Consider the following 19,206-nt stretch of genomic DNA (forward strand, 5'->3'; position numbering starts at 1 on the left):
GATAATAAATGAAGAAGGCAAAAGAAAGAAACCGAGTATCACCAAAGATATCTCTTAAAAAAAGGAAAAGAGAAGCAAGTAGTTCTAGGAAGCAAATGAACGACAACCGGAGCGTACTAAAAGTACGTGAGGATTGGAGTGAGCGTAGCTGGCAACGAAATACGTAGCTTATCTTTTACCGAAAAAAGACAACTTAGAAGCGAAAGCTTATTGTCTAAAGTAAGGAAAAGAAGAAGCGAGAAGCTCAAGGAAGTGAACGAACGAAGACCGGAGCGTATAAACATACGTGAGGATCTGAGTGAGGGAAACTGACGCAGAGATTCGACGCTTTTTTTTAAAAAAGGGAAAAGAGAAGCAAGTAGTTCTAGGAAGTAAATGAACGACAACCGGAGCGTACAAAAGTACGTGAGGATTGGAGTGAATGCAACTGACAACGAAATACGTAGCTTATCTTTTACCGAAAAAAGACAATTTAGAAGCGAGTTATTCAAGGAAACAAGTGATCGAACACCGGAGCGTACAAAACGTACGTGAGGATGTGAGAGAGCGCAGTTGACGCGGAAAAACGAAGCTTATCAATTGTCGTAAGGTTAAGTTAGAAAGGGCGCACGGTGAATGCCTTGGCACTAGGAGCCGATGAAGGACGGTACTAACACCGATATGCTTCGGGGAGCTGTAAGTAAGCTTTGATCCGGAGATTTCCGAATGGGGAAACCCCCTATCCGTCATGGGATAGGATCATAACCTGAATCCATAGGGTTATGAAGGCAGACCCGGGGAACTGAAACATCTTAGTACCCGGAGGAAGAGAAAGCAAAAGCGATTCCCTAAGTAGCGGCGAGCGAAACGGGAACAGTCCAAACCAAGAGGCTTGCCTCTTGGGGTTGTAGGACACTCAACATGGAGTTACAAAGGAACGAGGTAGATGAAGCGGTCTGGAAAGGCCCGTCAGAGAAGGTAACAACCCTGTAGTTGAAACTTCGTTCCCTCCTGAGTAGATCCTGAGTACGGCGGGACACGTGAAATCCCGTCGGAATCTGGGAGGACCATCTCCCAAGGCTAAATACTCCCTAGTGACCGATAGTGAACCAGTACCGTGAGGGAAAGGTGAAAAGCACCCCGGGAGGGGAGTGAAAGAGAACCTGAAACCGTGTGCTTACAAGTAGTCAGAGCCCATTCATGGGTGATGGCGTGCCTTTTGTAGAATGAACCGGCGAGTTACGATTTCATGCAAGGTTAAGTTTAAAGACGGAGCCGCAGCGAAAGCGAGTCTGAATAGGGCGAAAGAGTATGAGGTCGTAGACCCGAAACCAGGTGATCTACCCATGTCCAGGGTGAAGTCCAGGTAACACTGGATGGAGGCCCGAACCCACGTACGTTGAAAAGTGCGGGGATGAGGTGTGGGTAGGGGTGAAATGCCAATCGAACTTGGAGATAGCTGGTTCTCTCCGAAATAGCTTTAGGGCTAGCCTCAAGTGTAAGAGTCTTGGAGGTAGAGCACTGTTTGGACTAGGGGCCCTCATCGGGTTACCGAATTCAGACAAACTCCGAATGCCAAAGACTTATCCTTGGGAGTCAGACTGCGAGTGATAAGATCCGTAGTCGAGAGGGAAACAGCCCAGACCACCAGCTAAGGTCCCAAAGTATACGTTAAGTGGAAAAGGATGTGGAGTTGCTTAGACAACCAGGATGTTGGCTTAGAAGCAGCCACCATTCAAAGAGTGCGTAATAGCTCACTGGTCGAGTGACTCTGCGCCGAAAATGTACCGGGGCTAAACGTATCACCGAAGCTGTGGATTGACACCGTAGGTGTCAGTGGTAGGAGAGCGTTCTAAGTGCGTTGAAGCTAGATCGTGAGGACTGGTGGAGCGCTTAGAAGTGAGAATGCCGGTATGAGTAGCGAAAGAAGGGTGAGAATCCCTTCCACCGAATGCCTAAGGTTTCCTGAGGAAGGCTCGTCCGCTCAGGGTTAGTCGGGACCTAAGCCGAGGCCGAAAGGCGTAGGCGATGGACAACAGGTTGATATTCCTGTACCACCTTATCGCCGTTTGAGCAATGGGGGGACGCAGGAGGATAGGGTAAGCGTACAATTGGATGTACGTCTAAGCAGTTAGGCTGGTAATGAGGCAAATCCCATTACCGTAAGGCTGAGCTGTGACAGCGAGGAAAATTATTTTCCGGAGTTCCTGATTCCACACTGCCCAAAAAAATCCTCTAGCGAGGAATAAGGTGCCCGTACCGCAAACCGACACAGGTAGGCGAGGAGAGAATCCTAAGGTGATCGAGAGAACTCTCGTTAAGGAACTCGGCAAAATGACCCCGTAACTTCGGGAGAAGGGGTGCTCTGATAGGGTGCAAGCCCGAGAGAGCCGCAGTGAATAGGCCCAGGCGACTGTTTAGCAAAAACACAGGTCTCTGCGAAGCCGCAAGGCGAAGTATAGGGGCTGACGCCTGCCCGGTGCTGGAAGGTTAAGGGGAGCGCTTAAGCAATCGCTGAAGGTGTGAACCGAAGCCCCAGTAAACGGCGGCCGTAACTATAACGGTCCTAAGGTAGCGAAATTCCTTGTCGGGTAAGTTCCGACCCGCACGAAAGGCGCAACGATCTGGGCACTGTCTCAACGAGAGACTCGGTGAAATTATAGTACCTGTGAAGATGCAGGTTACCCGCGACAGGACGGAAAGACCCCGTGGAGCTTTACTGTTAGCCTGATATTGAATTTTGGTGCAGCTTGTACAGAATAGGTAGGAGCCGTGGAAACGTGAGCGCTAGCTTACGTGGAGGCGTCGGTGGGATACTACCCTTGTTGTACTGAAATTCTAACCTGCGCCCCTTATCGGGGCGGGAGACAGTGTCAGGCAGGCAGTTTGACTGGGGCGGTCGCCTCCTAAAAGGTAACGGAGGCGCCCAAAGGTTCCCTCAGAATGGTTGGAAATCATTCGCAGAGTGTAAAGGCACAAGGGAGCTTGACTGCGAGACTTACAAGTCGAGCAGGGACGAAAGTCGGGCTTAGTGATCCGGTGGTTCCGCATGGAAGGGCCATCGCTCAACGGATAAAAGCTACCCCGGGGATAACAGGCTTATCTCCCCCAAGAGTCCACATCGACGGGGAGGTTTGGCACCTCGATGTCGGCTCATCGCATCCTGGGGCTGTAGTCGGTCCCAAGGGTTGGGCTGTTCGCCCATTAAAGCGGTACGCGAGCTGGGTTCAGAACGTCGTGAGACAGTTCGGTCCCTATCCGTCGTGGGCGTAGGAAATTTGAGAGGAGCTGTCCTTAGTACGAGAGGACCGGGATGGACGCACCGCTGGTGTACCAGTTGTCTTGCCAAAGGCATAGCTGGGTAGCTACGTGCGGAAGGGATAAGTGCTGAAAGCATCTAAGCATGAAGCCCCCCTCAAGATGAGATTTCCCATTTGAGCTCCCTGAAAGATGATCAGGTTGATAGGTCTGAGGTGGAAGCGTGGCGACACGTGAAGCTGACAGATACTAATCGAGCGAGCACTTAACCAAATAAACATGATACTTTCTTTCTTATATCTTCTTCACATTATCTAGTTTTGAGAGAATAAAAATTATACTTGAAAAAATTTTAAAAAAGTTTATAATAGTATATGTCTCATTATTTCCTTGTCCGGTGGCGATGGCGAGAAGGTCACACCCGTTCCCATTCCGAACACGGAAGTTAAGCTTCTCAGCGCCAATGGTAGTAGAGGGCATCCCTCTGCGAGAGTAGGACGTTGCCGGGCGGATATATTCCGCAGTAGCTCAGTGGTAGAGCATTCGGCTGTTAACCGAACGGTCGCAGGTTCGAATCCTGCCTGCGGAGCCATTAGGAGAGCTGTCCGAGTGGCCGAAGGAGCACGATTGGAAATCGTGTAGACGGTTAACGCTGTCTCAAGGGTTCAAATCCCTTGCTCTCCGCCATTGAAGAACAATGGCCCGTTGGTCAAGTGGTTAAGACACCGCCCTTTCACGGCGGTAACACGGGTTCGAATCCCGTACGGGTCACCATCTATATGGAGGATTAGCTCAGCTGGGAGAGCACTTGCCTTACAAGCAAGGGGTCGGCGGTTCGATCCCGTCATCCTCCACCATGAGATGCTAATGAATTATCTTATATCTTATGTGAGTATTATATCGTCGCGGGGTGGAGCAGTCTGGTAGCTCGTCGGGCTCATAACCCGAAGGTCGTAGGTTAAAATCCTGCCCCCGCAATAAAATATTAAACATGGTCCCGTGGTGTAGCGGTTAACATGCCTGCCTGTCACGCAGGAGATCGCGGGTTCGATTCCCGTCGGGACCGCCATTATTATTATATACATAGGCTCGGTAGCTCAGTCGGTAGAGCAAAGGACTGAAAATCCTTGTGTCGGCGGTTCGATTCCGTCCCGAGCCACCATTTGGAGCCGGCCTAGCTCAATTGGTAGAGCAACTGACTTGTAATCAGTAGGTTGGGGGTTCAAGTCCTCTGGCCGGCACCATTTTCAAGATTATGCATAAATTATGGAGGGGTAGCGAAGTGGCTAAACGCGGCGGACTGTAAATCCGCTCCCTTAGGGTTCGGCGGTTCGAATCCGTCCCCCTCCACCATCTAGGGGTATAGTTTAACGGTAGAACAGAGGTCTCCAAAACCTCCAGTGTGGGTTCGATTCCTACTACCCCTGCCAATATTATGGCGGCTATGGCGAAGTGGTTAACGCATCGGATTGTGGCTCCGACATCGTGGGTTCGATTCCCACTAGTCGCCCTTTACAACTTGACATTTTATTATATAATTAAATATTATTGGGCCATAGCCAAGCGGTAAGGCAACGGACTTTGACTCCGTGATGCGTTGGTTCGAATCCAGCTGGCCCAGCTTGCGGAAGTAGTTCAGTGGTAGAACACCACCTTGCCAAGGTGGGGGTCGCGGGTTCGAACCCCGTCTTCCGCTCCAATGTGGCGGCATAGCCAAGTGGTAAGGCAGAGGTCTGCAAAACCTTTATCACCGGTTCAAATCCGGTTGCCGCCTCCATATTTTTGAAATGAATTTGGACGACCTATATAGATTCGCCGGGGTGGCGGAACAGGCAGACGCACAGGACTTAAAATCCTGCGGTAGGTGACTACCGTACCGGTTCGATTCCGGTTCTCGGCATTATTAATTTTTAGATTTTATTTTTATAGTACCGAGCCGGTGTGGCGGAATTGGCAGACGCGCACGACTCAAAATCGTGTTCCTTACGGAGTGCCGGTTCGATCCCGGCCACCGGTATTTAAAAAACGCAGTTATGTCGACGTTTTAGCGGAAATTTAACCGTTAGAACGTCGCCTTTTTGTGTTAAACGTGCGATAAATGGTCGTGTAACGAGTCGCTTTCCTTCAATAAAACGAAGGGAGGCGATTTTTTTGTCTACTCGCAGAAATAATCGTCTAAGCAGTCGAGAAATTGATATTGCAATTGAGCCGTTAGAATTCAATACGCTTTCATTTGACGCGGCTTGTAAGCTTTTTTTGGGGGGGGCCGAGCGCCGCGAGCTAAGGTAATTCTAGTTAATATAGATTTTTAATTAAAATAATCAATATGTCTAAAGATCACGAATGAAAGTTTTCTTCTATAATGAAGAAGTAAGGGATCATTAAAAAAGCCGAGATTGGAGGTGCTTAACGTTACTTTATAAATCCTTTCTATAAAATGACTGATTTTGGTATTCTCCTTATCACTGTATTGCTCTGCAGAGAAGGATTAATGCTCCAATCCCGAGAGGGATTTTACATTAACAAAGTATCTTGAAGTTTTAGCAACAACTCTAAGGAAAAGCACATAATTTAACCACAAATGAACAAATTATTAATATGTAACTCAGAAATTTTTTCAGTCATAAAAAAATAAGTTAAAAGAATCGATGGAGTTTATGTATGGATGAAACGATTGGTGAGGTCACGGTTGAAATTTTAAATTACCTGGGATTCAGATTGAACCGTTATTTAATCATATCTTTTATTTTCATGGGCTTTCTGAATGTTATTACTTTTTCTTAAAGGTCTAATTATTTCTCTAATTCGATCATGAATAAACTTTTCTTGGACACCAAATTCCTTTAGTAAATAGAATTCTAATATGTTTCGAAGAACATGGTATGCATTTATTTAATCTCCTGCTTTAAGAGCTTTCTTCTCTAATCTTTGATCAAAATGAGTATAATAATTTCTTGTGTCAGCAATTACTTGTGGGAAATCTTACATGATGGGATTTTATATCTGTATAAACTTCAACTCCGCCTAATGATGGATTATCATATAAAGGAAAATCTAACAAATAAAAATTAACATTAGTAACTATTTACAGACGTAACCTGCTGTCCATTCCTATTAATATATAAAAAAAAATCAGTCAGCACATACTAATCTTTTAAATGATTGTATATGATGACTGAATGATAAGCCTATTCACTAATGCAATTGAAAATTGTGATGAGTAAATTTACTTATCTGTTCGTTTAAGAGCATTAAGTGCGACCTTTGTAGCTTCTGAAATTAGCGTATTGTCATAGGTGGCATTCTGTGTATCACGGCTGGATAGAACTGCGATGACAATGGGAGCTCTATTCGGCGGCCAAACAATCGCAATGTCATTCCGTGTTCCATAGCTTCCTGCTCCGCTCTTATCATCGACTTCCCAGCCTTTTGGTGCACCAGCCCGGATCAATGCATCTCCAGTGGTATTTCCCCGCATCCAATCCGTCAGGATCATACGTTTTTCAGTAGGGAGCAAGTCGCTGACTGCGAAAGCCTTGAGGCTGGTAGCAAGTGCTTTTGGTGTGCTTGTGTCCCGTTTATCTCCAGGAATAGCTGAGTTCAAATCCGTCTCGTAGCGATCAACTTGGGTAATGTTATCGCCAATCTGTCTCAGTGCAGTTTCAAATCCCTCAGGGCCTCCCAGTTTCTCTAATAAAAGGTTACCTGCGGTGTTGTCGCTATATCTAACAGCAGCCTCAATAACTTCCCGAAGAGTCATCCCGGTATCTACGTGAAGCTGTGTTACGGGTGAATACGTAACGATGTCCTCGCTGGTGTATGTGACTAACTCGTCAAGTTGATCAATTGAGTAATGCTGCAGCAATGCACCTGCGGCTAAAGCTTTGTAAGTAGATGCGTAAGCGAATCGCTCATTAGGCCGATAGGAGACGGTCCGATTTGTACCTGTATCGATAGCGTAGACTCCGAGCCGGGCGTCAAATTTGCTCTCGAGATCTGCAAACTCACGGGATGCTGATGTTTTCGTGACAGCCTTTCCGGGCTTGTCAGAAGGGTTATGGGTGGTCATGGACCAGCCGGCGAAAGGTACAATTGCAACCACTAGCACAAGCAGGGCAAATATAAAATTATTCTTACTGAAAATATTATGTGTTTTCCTCAAGATCTTAACCTCTTTCTATTAATAATCGATGTTCTGAAAATAGAATAAGCGGGTTTAATCATTATGTTTTGATTAACAACAGTCGACTATTAACCAGCAGATTCTAAAAATTGTGTATTACTTTCGGATTCAATTGCATTATTTTTATAATGTAAAATTTATTCTGTTTGCACTTAATTAATCCTATTCAATATACTTCTTCGTAACCTTATGCTGCCCCGAAATAGCGGGGGAGAATTTCCTCCTTTCACTACTATTGATTGCATGTGTAGTATTAGATTACATAAAATACTACATATGTAGTATTTGGTTACGTATTTAATACTACACTTGTAATAAATAGATGTCAATCTCTTTTTGTAGTTGACTGTTCTTTTTCATCATGGTCAAAATATGCCCGAAAAACCCGCTGACTGATGATATTAGCTGCACTGTGCGGTTGAGCATAACGCTCGCGGTAGGCATTTTAATGGTAATCTCGGGATCATTGAATGGGGCATAGTTAGCAAAAGAAAGATTCCAAGTATTCACTATTTTTATAAGATTCCGAGGTCCCGATTTTACCCGCTGCATTGTACAGTTCGACTTTAAAATATCCTCTCGCTGTTCCTTTGGAACCATGGACAACCAGCCAAAGACTTGTTGAACCCGCTTAAGCATCTCCTAACTCATCTCCGCCTGAATCAGCACCACTGGTTCAATTTCATCGATTACGTTGTCTAATTCATTGCCATCCTTATTGTGTTCACGAGTCTCCTTCGCCAGCCTTCATTCGGTATCCACCATTTGCAATCGTGACCGGGCAATTTGCATCGATGTATATGTATCTAATTGTCCGCTGGCAATTTGAAAGTAGGTGCTTGTATTCGTTCCTTTAATTCCTACCGTTTCATTATCAAAACCAATACCGGTCGGGATGCCTAAAGCAAATTGATTGAAATAATAGTCGATGATTTCAATTTTTTTCAGATTGCTATTCAATGTGTCATTGGGAATATACTTGCCGCCCATGATTTCCAATTGCTGTTTTTTACATATAAACGTTAGATGAGCGCTCTGATGCCTCTAGATCGTGGTAAGAGGAAAAGGTTTCAGCCCTCTTAAATCGCATGAGTTACAAATACTACAATCGTAGTATTTTGTCCCAGAAAGACCCAAAAAGGAAGGGCAATCTTTCTGGGGTTAATTATTAATATATCTTTTTATGATGCAGGATCTGCTTAGCTATCTCCGCTGCCTTACTTCCCTGGGCTTGACCATCCTTATTTTGAATATTAATGGCAAAATAAAAACGCTCATTACCTTTATCGACAAAACCAATAAACCAGCCATTTACATTCTTTCCATTGACCATACCGGTTCCCGTTTTACCATACAACCGTCCATTCTTTTGCACGTCTATTAAAATGGCCTTTTTTACCGCTTTGATATTTTCCGCTTTAAAACCCCATTGATTTTCTTCTAATTGGTATAATAACTGGACCTGTTCAATGGGTGATATTTTTAGGGAAGATTCCATCCAGTAACTATCCAAATCCCCTGAAAGATCCTCATTCCCGTATTTTATCTTGTGAAAATAATCTTGCAGCGACTTTCTCCCTACCTCTCGATCGGTATTCTGGAAATACCAATTCACGGAATGCCTTAAGGCAGTCGCTAAATTTTGATTTTGATTCCATTCTGGAAAGGGATAAATTTCCCCACCCCAAACCTTTTTATTGTTATTCGGGGAAATCACTTTTGATTCCAATGCAAATAAGGCAGAATATATTTTATAGGTACTATCAGGGGAAATCCTCTGTTCACTCATCTCTCGATTATATATTTGATATTGGTTTTTAGAGGGATCATATAAAACAAAGCTGCCCTTGTAGCCCTTAAAATAGGAGCTTAGATCTTCATATACCGCATTCTTCCCGCTAAACTGATACACATCATTTGGGCTGGCAATAACGGTGGTGATTGGAGCAAGGAATAGCACAACAATTCCTAAAACAGCACAGATGACCTTGCTTTTCCATTTCAATAATAGAGAATCTCTAGAGTAGCTTGCAATGCATTGGATTCTTTGTTTAATTTGTTTTTTTGTCCCACCTATACCTGGAGCAAGCTGTTCAAAGGGCCGATCATATTTTTTATCTGCAAAACGAATGATGGTATACCCATATTCAATATATCCGCTCTCATCTAAAAGATTTAAAACGGATGCATCGCAGGCCAATTCCCTATCCATTCGAATCCTTTTTAAAGCATACCAGACGACCGGGTTAAACCAATAAATAATCTGAAACATCCACATAACGTAATTCACGAACAGATCTTTGCTTTTATGGTGGTGCAGCTCGTGCAAAAACACGTATTTTAATTCATTTAACGAGAATGTTTCTCGCGTTTTGCTTGGTAAAAAAATAACGGGCTGAAAAATACCGAACATGATCGGCGAGGAAATAAGAGAGGTCTCCTGCAACCTTATGTTTCTTTTCACCCCAACCATCTTTTTGCACGCTTCTAATAGTTTATTTATCTTTTGGTTATGAACAGCCGCAGCCGACTTTTTGATTTGATAGATTTGATAGTTTGCATAAACAGCAGCCCCAACAAAAATAACCACTCCAATGACCCAAACTGTAAAAAATGTATGGTAGACGAAATCGGGCGTTGACATGTTTACCGATATCGTGAAATCATGTAATAAATCGCTGTTTTGCGCCTGAGAGACATCTACTCCATTCATCCTTTCGCTCTTCAATGGCGCTTCTTTATGAAAAAAAAGTAAGTTTTTAAAGTAGTGCATTCCTTCTCCAAGGCGAAAATAATTCCAAGGTAAAAAGGCAGTAAGAATTGGAATGCAAAGAACATACCAAATATGATAATGTGCTTTCACTGTCATATGATTGTTTAATAGTTTTTTGATTAACAGAATTATGAAAATAAGGAGGGATACCACGATTGTACTTACTAAAATCCGTAGCAGAATGGTATCCATTATTTTTCCCCTTCTTTCTTATCCCTCATGGACAATATTTTCTTTAATTCCGATATTTCTTCGTTCGATAATTGATCATTTTCAATAAAATTTAAGACCATTGAATTTAATGTACCGCCGAAAAACTGCTGGAGAAAGGATTTACTTTTTTGCTCAACATATTCGTGCTTTTCAACCAATGAAGTATATATAAACACTCGGCCCTCTTTTCTTGCATGCAAAGCCTTTTTCTTAACTAGGCGCGCCAACATGGTGTGAATGGTATTTGACTTCCAATCACTCTTTTTCGATAATTTCTCCACTACTTCAGGAGTTGAAATTGGCTCATAGTTCCATATTACCTTCATCACTTTATATTCTGCTTCTGATATTTGTGGAATCTCCTTCATGATAATCCTCCTACTTTTACAGCTGTAGTATTTATTATAGCAAGACGGTCCAAATACATAAAGAATATTCGCGACTTTAGCCTAAGGTAAATAATCCCCCCATATTTGAAAAACAATTCAGCGAATACTGCTACGGCTTCCGACCAAGAAGAATGTGTGAAATGGCAGTCGTTCAAGCGCTGGAATATATAAACGCTGGATATGAGTGGTTAGTAGACATTGATTTAGAGAGATTCTTTGATACGGTGCACCATAACAAACTGATGAAAATCATCTCTCACACGATAAGAGAGAATGATTTCAAAACGGCTCTTTCTTTATTTGTTGATGATTGTCTAATTAGATAATCTAAGACTTCAAATAATCAATCCAATATTACAGAATCTGAATGATCAGCTTTTCACAAAATATTTAGAAAAAGATTTTAATCCTGCTCCTACAAACATAAAAAAAAACCAAATAAAAATTTTATCCTACACAAACAGGAAAAAGGATTACAAACAGTAATAATTAACACAGGTTTAAGAGCCATTAGAGAATTTTTAATTTTTGTATCGTGGAGGACATATTAAAGATAATTAAATTACACTAATTTAAAAAATGAAATTATGATTATCTATTTTTTCACAAGGGAAAAATATAGAAGATTAACACTGGAAAGAAAAGTTTTTTTCAAAGGGTGATTTTTTATTATAGATCGAATCACTCGCTGGTTAAAGAGAGCAATTTGGAAACCTTCTTATATTTGGACACGAAAGTTTGATGAACGCTCTAGTCCGTAAAAGAATCTTGTTGTTGTAACTCTGGGTTAACTATATATTATTACCAAATAGACAATCCCACCTTTATTTAGGTCTTTTTAAGTAAAGATTTACTACTTTTCATCTCTAATTGAATGAGAACATTTAAGCAATAGGTGATAGGGGCTAAGAAAATTTGGTTTTGAATCGCGGTCTCACTCATACCATAAAAAGGCTTAATTTCTACGTGCTGCTTCAGCCATTTGAAAAATAGCTCAATGGCCCAACGAGAACGATAAATGTCACTGATTTCTTCAGCACTTAAATCAAAGCGATTCGTGATTAAACGAAGGAAGTTTCCTTTTGTATCCTTGACTTCAAGAAGACGAAAGACATTTTCTGTTCGATTTTGTATGCTACAGATGTAAACCATTTTGTCGGATTGTACAGGGCAATCATCCGAAATTGAAAAAGAATGAACTTCACGAATGACTGCATTTTTCTTCAGTCGTGATACGAAAAAATAACCTTCATCGGTCATCCGATCAAATCGTTCATAATCCACATAGCCACGATCAAACACATACATGGCTTCGTTATCATCTACCAGAACTTCAAGCTGATTTCGGTCATGTTCTTTTGCCGTTGTAATGACAGCTTTTTTCTGGATAAACAGCATTTTTATCCATGAATACAAGTCGTAAATGTAGTTTTACACCTGCTTTTGTTTGACGAAACTTCGCCCATTGATAGTTAGTTAAGTTGAGTGGTAGAGTACTCGAATCACTGATTTTTAGTGGCATTCTCTTTTCACTTTTCATGTGATAATGTTGAATTTTCCACACTAAATCCAAGAACATATGAGAAAGAATGAGCGGATTGATATTATTGTTCTTTCGTGATAACTGAGATGTACTAATTGATTCAAATCCGAGTATTTTCTGAAGATCTTCGTCTAAAAGGGCATCACTGATTTCTTCTAAGCTCTCATATTCATGAAGCTGGGCAAAAAGCAAAAGCTTAATATAAGACTCCGTTGTAAACTTCTTTGTATAGTAGTCCTGTTTTTGTTCTTTAACAAGTTCAGAAAGCTTTTGAATATTTATTGGTGAAACCCATTTACCAAATGATGTAATTAGTGTATTCTTGTCCATGATGTATTCCTTTACATTTGGATTTGGACAGGAACCACCTGTACTTCCATTGTAAAGGATTTTTTTTTGTTTTACAATCACATTATTTTTAAAAATTCCTAGTATTTTAAATCATCTGAATATTTTAATGCAATGCTAGTGTTATCAGATAGTAAATAAATTGATTTAACTAAAATTAATGGCCCCAATTGTATTTTGCAATTGAAGAATACATAGTTACGCAGTGAGGAATGCGAAAGAATTGCAACTGGCATGGAGACTCTGCGGGCATGACTTCCTAGCTAGAAAGCGAGCATTATAAAGGGCTAGTTTCTCCTAACAAGGCTATATAATTGCCCATGTAAAGTTGGGCTACGCCAAATTTTCTAACATTGCACTTTTTATAGAAAAAAAACACGTGTCAAATATATTTTTCCCAAATTCCCATCCTGCTGCTAGTGTCCATCAATGTACAGGGGGTGTGTTTGCCGGTCAATCAAAATGGAGAACGAGAATCAGTCTTATAATGTTAATACATTAACAAAAAGAGATGGAGGAACAAACAGATATTTACTTTTGGTAGGATTGAGGAGCATTTTTTGCCAAACTAGCTTACACGGATGAAGAAAAAGTAGAACCGACCACACTAGGTTATGATTTTATCTAAAAAGTTGTATCAAGAATTAAAAGAGAAAAATTATATTGACCGGAAAGATAGGCGGATGCTAGCTACTTTCAAGAGATTGTGGGCCATTGCTACAATCCCGAACTGCACGTGTATTTTACCCAATCCACTACAGGCTTGGCAGTAGAAACTATTAACCAAAGGAGAAAGGTTCCATCAAATCCCCTTCTAAATAATAATTGAGAGTAATTTTATTTTTTAGGTTAAAAGATCTAGTTAAGTATTTATTAGTTAAATATATACATAAAAAACTAGGAAAATAGATGTATGGAGAATAAAATAAATATTAGTCAAGATGTATCTATTATAGAAAAACAAGTTTTTGAGCTTCAACAGAAGCTAAAGTTACTTCAAAAACAAGGACTACCCTTATATATGAAGGACGATTTCCTTGAAAAAGAACTTAAGAAGATAGGAATAGAACAATATAAAAAAGTAAGAATGAATAGTGAAATTGCAACTCCTGTGTGGAAAAGAGGAGGAGGGGCAACAATTGATCTTTGGGAAAAGTGGTTCAATAAGTAATGAAATACGGTAAATACAATGATTTAGTTGAAGAGGTAATTCTTTTTTCTAAAAACCCCCAGATAAATGAACGACAGAGTGTTTTTGATAGAATTATTATTATTAATGATTTTCAAAAAGCTGAATATTTAGCTTATGAGGGTGTTTTTAGTGGAGATGGGTATAATTGTAAATATATAAGAGAGTTAGAAATGAGTGAAGTTTGGAGCAAATATTACACAATACCGGAGGATGAAAGACCAAAAGGATTAGAAGAAATATTAGAAATAATTTCTGATAATGTAAGGGGTAATGCATTTAATAGTTTTTTTTTCAACGAAGTTGTAGCTGATCTCAATAATTGTGCAATTAATAGAGCAATAAATGGAAGGAGTAGTTCCTTCTTTGAAGATTTGTTCGAAGTATATCAAATTGGTGCTATTCCATGTGGGTGGGAAGGAGATTACCCAGAAGGTAGAATTGTTGCGTATAAAATTAAAGAATAAATTAATTTAAAGCACTTGATTCTTTTTGGTATCAAGTGCTTTTTAGTATATATTTGCATACGAGAATGACAAATCTTGTAATTTTAAAAGTAGTGATAGGTTTCAATCATATAAGACAAATGAATAAGTGGAAAGAGTAATTATGAAGAATGTACTGATGTTAGACTCAAAAGCAGACACAGTTATGATAGAAATAACTAATAATATGAGATGTCCCATCCCACATAAGCAAAAAAACATTTGATGAAGATTTCAAAAGAAGTACAGTCCAAATGATGATGGAACAAAACAAGTGAGTCTCGCAAACAGTCAGGTAAATAATTTCTACAATTTAGACCTATGAAGTCGTTCATACGCTTAACTGGGTATGTTATGGTAATGCACAGTTTAGTATATGAAACTGAGAATGAGGCTTCTGCGGATATAAAACAATATTTTTAATTAAAGAATGTTCGTCCGCGATCAGGGCGAAAAGCAAAGCTCCATTTCAATCTTATGACGTTTATTTATAATGCCTCAAATCGAATCAACGCCCCGATTACAAATAAAAAAAACAAGCCGATTAATTTTTAAAAATGTAAGTTTTCTTCAAAAAATTGTTTACACTTTTTTTGAAAATTAATTCTCTTATAGATAAAATTAGGTTATTATAAATATGAAAATCATAGGATTGAGTGGGGGAATATAAATTGTTAGACAAGATTAAAAAAAAATTTAAAAATGGTAAAATTGAAGTCAAACAAGAAAAAGTACAAATAGAAGAATTAAAGATGAAAGCAGAAAAGATGGAAGAAGAAGATATTCAAAAACATAAAAAACATTATTCTAATGAGAAACTATGGGACAAGGTTCAAAAATATTCCAAGAAGGCTGGTTCAACAGCTATATATGCTGTTCTCATTCTTTATTACACATTACAGAAACCTGAAATTCCTTTTAAAGTAAAAGCTACTATCGCAGGAGCATTAGGGTACTTTATTCTGCCAATCGATTTAATTCCAGATGTTGCTATGGGGGCAGGTTTTCTTGATGATTTAGGTGTAATTACTGCAGCCTTACTTCAAGTCGCTCTCTTTATCGATAAAGATATAAAAAAACAAGCAAAAGATAAGCTTGTAGATTGGTTTGGAGAAAATGTAGATACATCTGAAATAGATGATAAATTAAATGTTAGTCAGAATGAGACAGTATAATAAGTATTCTATTTTCGTAAGCCTAGCTTCAAATAATCCCATCTTAAAAATAGGCTATTATTTAGGTATTCTTTCTATATAGATGAGAAGGGTTGATGTCAAGGCATTAGTTGTCTTGCTTGTACGTATATGTTTGGCAAGGAGTTAGGACTATACCCTCCAAATTCGGAACTAAAAGAGGTCCAAAATGATTATAAATGGAATTAAGCAGGTAGTTGTAACATTGCTTTAAAATTTAGTAAATATCTTTTAACTTGATTGACTACAAGTATTAAAAAAAGTTGTCATGACGACGTTTTAGCGGAAACTTAACCGTTAGAACTTTTTTTTTTGCGTTAAACGTTCAATAAATATTCGTCGCTTTTCCTCGATAAAATCTTTTAGAAATCCTTCAAGAACAGAACCAGCAATTCCATCGAGCTTCAGTAGGACTTTTCCTTGAAGGCTATTATCTTTCCTTATTTAAAATAAACAATTAATAAATCAATTTGGATCGATACCTTCATCCCTTGCTGTTTACAGCTGATCTTTTCTGTTCCATTTCATTTCGACTGTTCTTCTTTAGAAATCTTTATCAAAAAATTTTTCTTATCTCAATACCTCATGTTTTTAGTTATTTCTGTTATAAACTGTGTCTATTTTTGAGTTTAATAATCATTTTTTAAAACTTTTTAGCAAAAATAGTGGTTCTTTCTCTAATTGTTTTTCCTTATTTTTAAAATGTCTAGTAATTGTATAGATATTTATCAAAAGTTGGATAGTCCTATCTCCTATAATATTTTATGATTATTATCAATTTTTCCCAATGGTTAGGAGGTGTTTTTAAGTCCGTCTTATGGTAACAACATTTAAAGCTAAGAAGGGAGAAAAAAATGAGAAAGTGGAAAAATAAGCTTCTGTTATTTACATTCATATTTTTACTAACTGCTCAAACATTTTCACATCCGTCGTTCGTGTTTGCAATTGATCATGGCGGCAATGAGATTACGCATACATCAAAAGAAATTGGATCAGATGATTGTTTAAGAGAGTATGAGGTTACTGCTCAATTTAAAAAAGAGGATGTTCAAAAACCAACTGATCTCATATTTGTTCAAGATGCGAGCGGTAGTTTTAGGGATACGATTGGCAATGTAAAGAAAGCGTTGAATGAGGTCATTGACTATTTAATTCCAGGGGATCGAGTGCAATTGACGACTTATCGAGGGGCAATCGGCAATAGCACTGCAAATGGAAAAAAACAAAATATGCCGGGCTGGGATTATGAAGTTAAAACAAATCAACCACTTACGAATAATTTTGTGCAAGCTAAAAATGCAGTAAATAGTTTTGTTGTTAATTCTGGGACGCCGACGGCATCAGGTTTAAAATCAGCGTTGGAAAGTTATGAAGCGAACAAAGGTGACATTAGTAATCGATCGACGGTTTTTGTTTTAATTACGGATGGTGTTGCAAATACAAGATTAGATGGTTATCTTAAACAACGGGATGATCATTTTAGTATGAGAACTCCAAAAGGAGCAAATAGCGTAGAATATAACCAAGATTATAAAGCGGCAATACAAGAAGTAATTGCGCAGACAAATAACATAAAAGCAAAAGGGTACGAGCTCATTACTGGTTATTGGGAACAATATCAACAATTTCAGCAGTCAGGACAATTAGAGGATCGCTATGATGGGCCACTTGTAAATCCTGATAGAGACGGTAAAGACTATCCTGTTAGACCAGATGTTATCAACTCATTAAAAGGAATGGCTTCAAGTCATGATAATTTTATTGAGGCTAGTACAAAAGATGGGGACAATATTAACGAGTTCACAAGAAAATTAAAGGAAGTTATTGCTAGGCAAATACAAGTTAGCGATTATAAAGTCATGTTCAATGTAGACGAGCGTTACACTATAGACGAATCGAGCGTTCAATTAATATCTGATCAAGTAAGTGCAGATCCTGTGATCGAAGGGAACCGCATTACCTTTGATCTTGGAAATATACCTGCAGGAGAATATGTAATAAAATACAAAATAACTCAGAACGAATCAATTGCGGAACAGCATACTGCAAGTGAAGGTCAGCTTATTATTAATGGTGAGATAAATGTATTTCCACCAATTATCCATGAAGCAAATAATGAAAATTGTTTTATAGAGCCTTCAGATCCAGCAATCGATAAGGATGTCAACGGGGAAGACCATCTATTTATTGATCGTGAAAAGGAATATGTATATAATATCACAACTCCAATCCCAAATAATATTAAAGAATATACGAAATTCATGATCACAGATGAAATGGATCCCGGCTTAACCGTTTTAAAAGATAAAGTAAAAGTGACCGTAGACGGTAAGACTTACGATGGTTTAAAACTAACTATAGACGGCAACAACGTGAAAGTAGATGTAACCGACTTTGCTGGCTTGTCAGGGAAAGAGAAAATACAGCTCGTCATTCCTGCAATGATCAATGTTGAAACAGACATAAGTCAATATAAGGACAACAAAATTCCAAATACAGCTAACTTACATTTTAAAAATGCAGCGGGTAAAGAGGACTCTTTGAAAACAGATCCTGTCACAGTAACTCCGCCGAAAGATCTTAAAATAGATAAAGATGTCAACGGAAAAGACCATCTATCTATTGATCGTGAAAAAGAATATGTATATAACATCACAACTCCAATCCCAAATAATATTAAAGAATATACGAAATTCGTGATCACAGATGAAGTGGATCCCGGCTTAACCGTTTTAAAAGATAAAGTAAAGGTGACTGTAAATGGTGAAGCTTACGATGGTTTAAAGCTTATTGTTGATGGCAACAACGTAAAAGTAGAAGTAACCGACTTTGCTGGCTTGTCAGGGAAAGAGAAAATACAGCTCGTCATTCCTGCAATGATCAATGTTGAAACAGACATAAGTCAATATAAGGACAACAAAATTCCAAATACAGCCAAATTACATTTTAAAAACGCAGCGGGTAAAGAGGACTCTTTGAAAACAGATCCTGTCACAGTAACTCCGCCGGAAGATCTTAAAATAGATAAAGATGTCAATGAAAAAGATCATATTATCATGGATCGAAAAAAAGAGTATGTGTACAATGTAACAACGACAATCCCGAACGATATGAAAGAATATACAAAATTAGTTATTACGGATGAAGTTGATTCAGGCTTGACCGTTTTAAAAGATAAAGTAAAAGTGACTGTAGATGGTGAGGCTTACGATGGTTTAAAGCTAACTGTCGATGACAACAGTGTAAAAGTAGAAGTAACCGATTTTGCTGGCTTGTCAGGGAAAGAGAAAATACAGCTAGTTATTCCCGCGATGATCAATGCTAATACAGACATAAGTAAATATAAGGATAACAAAATTCCAAATACAGCGAACATTGATTTCGAAAATATTTCCGGTCAACAAAACAACAAAAAAAGTTCCACGGTCACGGTTACACCGGCAGACCATCCAGGTAAACCTAACAAACCAAGCGGGCTAGGTGGATTGGGCGACCCAGGTGAGCCAAATAAACCTAATGAACCAGGAAAATGGATCGATAAGCTTCCGCAAACTGGTGAAGAATTGTTGTTATACATGACGATTTTTGGATTTTTACTACTGGTGATAGGTGGAGTATTATTATTCTATAGAGAAAGAAATATGGAGTAAGAC

10 protein-coding genes, 16 tRNA genes, 2 rRNA genes and 1 pseudogene are annotated in these 19,206 nt (G+C 39.2%); 23 read left to right on the top strand and 6 right to left on the bottom strand.

Annotated elements, in window-relative coordinates:
• Positions 1-588 precede the first annotated feature (588 nt).
• The 18 genes from K6959_RS02695 (at position 589) to K6959_RS02780 (ending at position 5,254) form a co-directional block, all read left to right on the top strand.
• A 23S ribosomal RNA gene (locus K6959_RS02695) occupies positions 589-3,510 on the top strand.
• A 120-nt stretch (positions 3,511-3,630) separates the two neighbouring features.
• Positions 3,631-3,746 (top strand): 5S ribosomal RNA (gene rrf / locus K6959_RS02700).
• Positions 3,747-3,754: 8 nt separating this feature from the next.
• Positions 3,755-3,829, top strand: a tRNA-Asn gene (locus K6959_RS02705).
• A gap of 3 nt (positions 3,830-3,832) precedes the next feature.
• Positions 3,833-3,924, top strand: a tRNA-Ser gene (locus K6959_RS02710).
• A 12-nt stretch (positions 3,925-3,936) separates the two neighbouring features.
• A tRNA-Glu gene (locus K6959_RS02715) sits at positions 3,937-4,011 on the top strand.
• Positions 4,012-4,018: 7 nt separating this feature from the next.
• Positions 4,019-4,094, top strand: a tRNA-Val gene (locus K6959_RS02720).
• Between the two features lie 47 nt (positions 4,095-4,141).
• Positions 4,142-4,215 (top strand) — tRNA-Met (locus K6959_RS02725).
• A gap of 15 nt (positions 4,216-4,230) precedes the next feature.
• Positions 4,231-4,306: transfer RNA gene (locus tag K6959_RS02730), tRNA-Asp, on the top strand.
• A gap of 17 nt (positions 4,307-4,323) precedes the next feature.
• Positions 4,324-4,399 (top strand) — tRNA-Phe (locus K6959_RS02735).
• Positions 4,400-4,405: 6 nt separating this feature from the next.
• Positions 4,406-4,481, top strand: a tRNA-Thr gene (locus K6959_RS02740).
• Between the two features lie 24 nt (positions 4,482-4,505).
• A tRNA-Tyr gene (locus K6959_RS02745) sits at positions 4,506-4,590 on the top strand.
• Positions 4,591-4,593: 3 nt separating this feature from the next.
• Positions 4,594-4,667: transfer RNA gene (locus K6959_RS02750), tRNA-Trp, on the top strand.
• An 8-nt stretch (positions 4,668-4,675) separates the two neighbouring features.
• A tRNA-His gene (locus tag K6959_RS02755) sits at positions 4,676-4,747 on the top strand.
• A 39-nt stretch (positions 4,748-4,786) separates the two neighbouring features.
• Positions 4,787-4,858 (top strand) — tRNA-Gln (locus K6959_RS02760).
• A gap of 3 nt (positions 4,859-4,861) precedes the next feature.
• A tRNA-Gly gene (locus tag K6959_RS02765) sits at positions 4,862-4,936 on the top strand.
• Between the two features lie 4 nt (positions 4,937-4,940).
• A tRNA-Cys gene (locus K6959_RS02770) sits at positions 4,941-5,014 on the top strand.
• Positions 5,015-5,051: 37 nt separating this feature from the next.
• Positions 5,052-5,137, top strand: a tRNA-Leu gene (locus tag K6959_RS02775).
• 35 nt (positions 5,138-5,172) lie between these two features.
• Positions 5,173-5,254: transfer RNA gene (locus tag K6959_RS02780), tRNA-Leu, on the top strand.
• Positions 5,255-6,129: 875 nt separating this feature from the next.
• Here the strand turns inward: K6959_RS02780 and K6959_RS19775 are convergent.
• The 5 genes from K6959_RS19775 to K6959_RS02805 form a co-directional block, all read right to left on the bottom strand.
• Positions 6,130-6,204, bottom strand: coding sequence for a hypothetical protein (locus K6959_RS19775; protein ID WP_262421958.1), 75 nt, complete (start codon positions 6,202-6,204; stop codon positions 6,130-6,132).
• A gap of 259 nt (positions 6,205-6,463) precedes the next feature.
• Positions 6,464-7,381, bottom strand: coding sequence for a class A beta-lactamase (gene bla, locus K6959_RS02790; RefSeq protein ID WP_374058346.1), 918 nt, complete (start codon positions 7,379-7,381; stop codon positions 6,464-6,466).
• A gap of 786 nt (positions 7,382-8,167) precedes the next feature.
• Positions 8,168-8,410, bottom strand: coding sequence for a hypothetical protein (locus tag K6959_RS18745; protein ID WP_246234590.1), 243 nt, complete (start codon positions 8,408-8,410; stop codon positions 8,168-8,170).
• A gap of 178 nt (positions 8,411-8,588) precedes the next feature.
• Positions 8,589-10,385 (bottom strand): BlaR1 family beta-lactam sensor/signal transducer, encoded by a 1,797-nt coding sequence (locus K6959_RS02800; RefSeq protein ID WP_163240895.1) that lies wholly within the window; start codon positions 10,383-10,385, stop codon positions 8,589-8,591.
• A complete protein-coding gene (locus tag K6959_RS02805; protein ID WP_163240897.1) occupies positions 10,385-10,774 on the bottom strand; it encodes a BlaI/MecI/CopY family transcriptional regulator in 390 nt (129 codons plus the stop codon). The genes K6959_RS02800 and K6959_RS02805 overlap by 1 nt, the downstream gene beginning before the upstream one ends.
• A 161-nt stretch (positions 10,775-10,935) precedes the next feature.
• Here K6959_RS02805 and K6959_RS02810 point away from each other — a divergent pair, with 161 nt between their 5' ends.
• Positions 10,936-11,121, top strand: coding sequence for a hypothetical protein (locus K6959_RS02810; protein ID WP_246234593.1), 186 nt, complete (start codon positions 10,936-10,938; stop codon positions 11,119-11,121).
• A 511-nt stretch (positions 11,122-11,632) separates the two neighbouring features.
• Here K6959_RS02810 and K6959_RS02815 read toward each other — a convergent pair.
• Positions 11,633-12,668, bottom strand: a pseudogene (locus tag K6959_RS02815) (IS4 family transposase); the annotation flags it as partial.
• Positions 12,669-13,599: 931 nt separating this feature from the next.
• On the opposite strand from K6959_RS02815, the gene K6959_RS02820 reads away from it, so the two are divergent.
• The 4 genes from K6959_RS02820 to K6959_RS02835 all read left to right on the top strand — a co-directional run bounded on the left by K6959_RS02820 (position 13,600) and on the right by K6959_RS02835 (position 19,203).
• Entirely contained in the window at positions 13,600-13,857 is a 258-nt protein-coding gene (locus tag K6959_RS02820) for a hypothetical protein (RefSeq protein WP_246234939.1), read from the top strand.
• The gene (locus tag K6959_RS02825) at positions 13,857-14,342 is read left to right on the top strand and encodes a hypothetical protein (protein ID WP_223087569.1); all 486 of its coding nucleotides are present in this window, start codon (positions 13,857-13,859) and stop codon (positions 14,340-14,342) included. Before K6959_RS02820 ends, K6959_RS02825 begins: the two co-directional genes overlap by 1 nt.
• 770 nt (positions 14,343-15,112) lie before the next feature.
• Entirely contained in the window at positions 15,113-15,535 is a 423-nt protein-coding gene (locus K6959_RS02830; protein WP_163243430.1) for a YkvA family protein, read from the top strand.
• Positions 15,536-16,407: 872 nt separating this feature from the next.
• Positions 16,408-19,203 (top strand): isopeptide-forming domain-containing fimbrial protein, encoded by a 2,796-nt coding sequence (locus tag K6959_RS02835; RefSeq protein WP_223087571.1) that lies wholly within the window; start codon positions 16,408-16,410, stop codon positions 19,201-19,203.
• Positions 19,204-19,206 lie beyond the last annotated feature (3 nt).

This window comes from Bacillus aquiflavi, assembly GCF_019915265.1.
Classification (GTDB): domain Bacteria; phylum Bacillota; class Bacilli; order Bacillales; family Cytobacillaceae; genus Bacillus_BT; species Bacillus_BT aquiflavi.

Excerpts from the sequence above, each read along its gene's own strand:
- K6959_RS18745 (WP_246234590.1), bottom strand. The coding sequence starts at position 8,410 with ATGGGCGGCAAGTATATTCCCAATGACACATTGAATAGCAATCTGAAA.
- K6959_RS02800 (WP_163240895.1), bottom strand. The coding sequence starts at position 10,385 with ATGGATACCATTCTGCTACGGATTTTAGTAAGTACAATCGTGGTATCC.
- K6959_RS02805 (WP_163240897.1), bottom strand. The coding sequence starts at position 10,774 with ATGAAGGAGATTCCACAAATATCAGAAGCAGAATATAAAGTGATGAAG.
- K6959_RS02810 (WP_246234593.1), top strand. The coding sequence starts at position 10,936 with ATGGCAGTCGTTCAAGCGCTGGAATATATAAACGCTGGATATGAGTGG.
- K6959_RS02820 (WP_246234939.1), top strand. The coding sequence starts at position 13,600 with ATGGAGAATAAAATAAATATTAGTCAAGATGTATCTATTATAGAAAAA.
- K6959_RS02825 (WP_223087569.1), top strand. The coding sequence starts at position 13,857 with ATGAAATACGGTAAATACAATGATTTAGTTGAAGAGGTAATTCTTTTT.
- K6959_RS02830 (WP_163243430.1), top strand. The coding sequence starts at position 15,113 with ATGAAAGCAGAAAAGATGGAAGAAGAAGATATTCAAAAACATAAAAAA.
- K6959_RS02835 (WP_223087571.1), top strand. The coding sequence starts at position 16,408 with ATGAGAAAGTGGAAAAATAAGCTTCTGTTATTTACATTCATATTTTTA.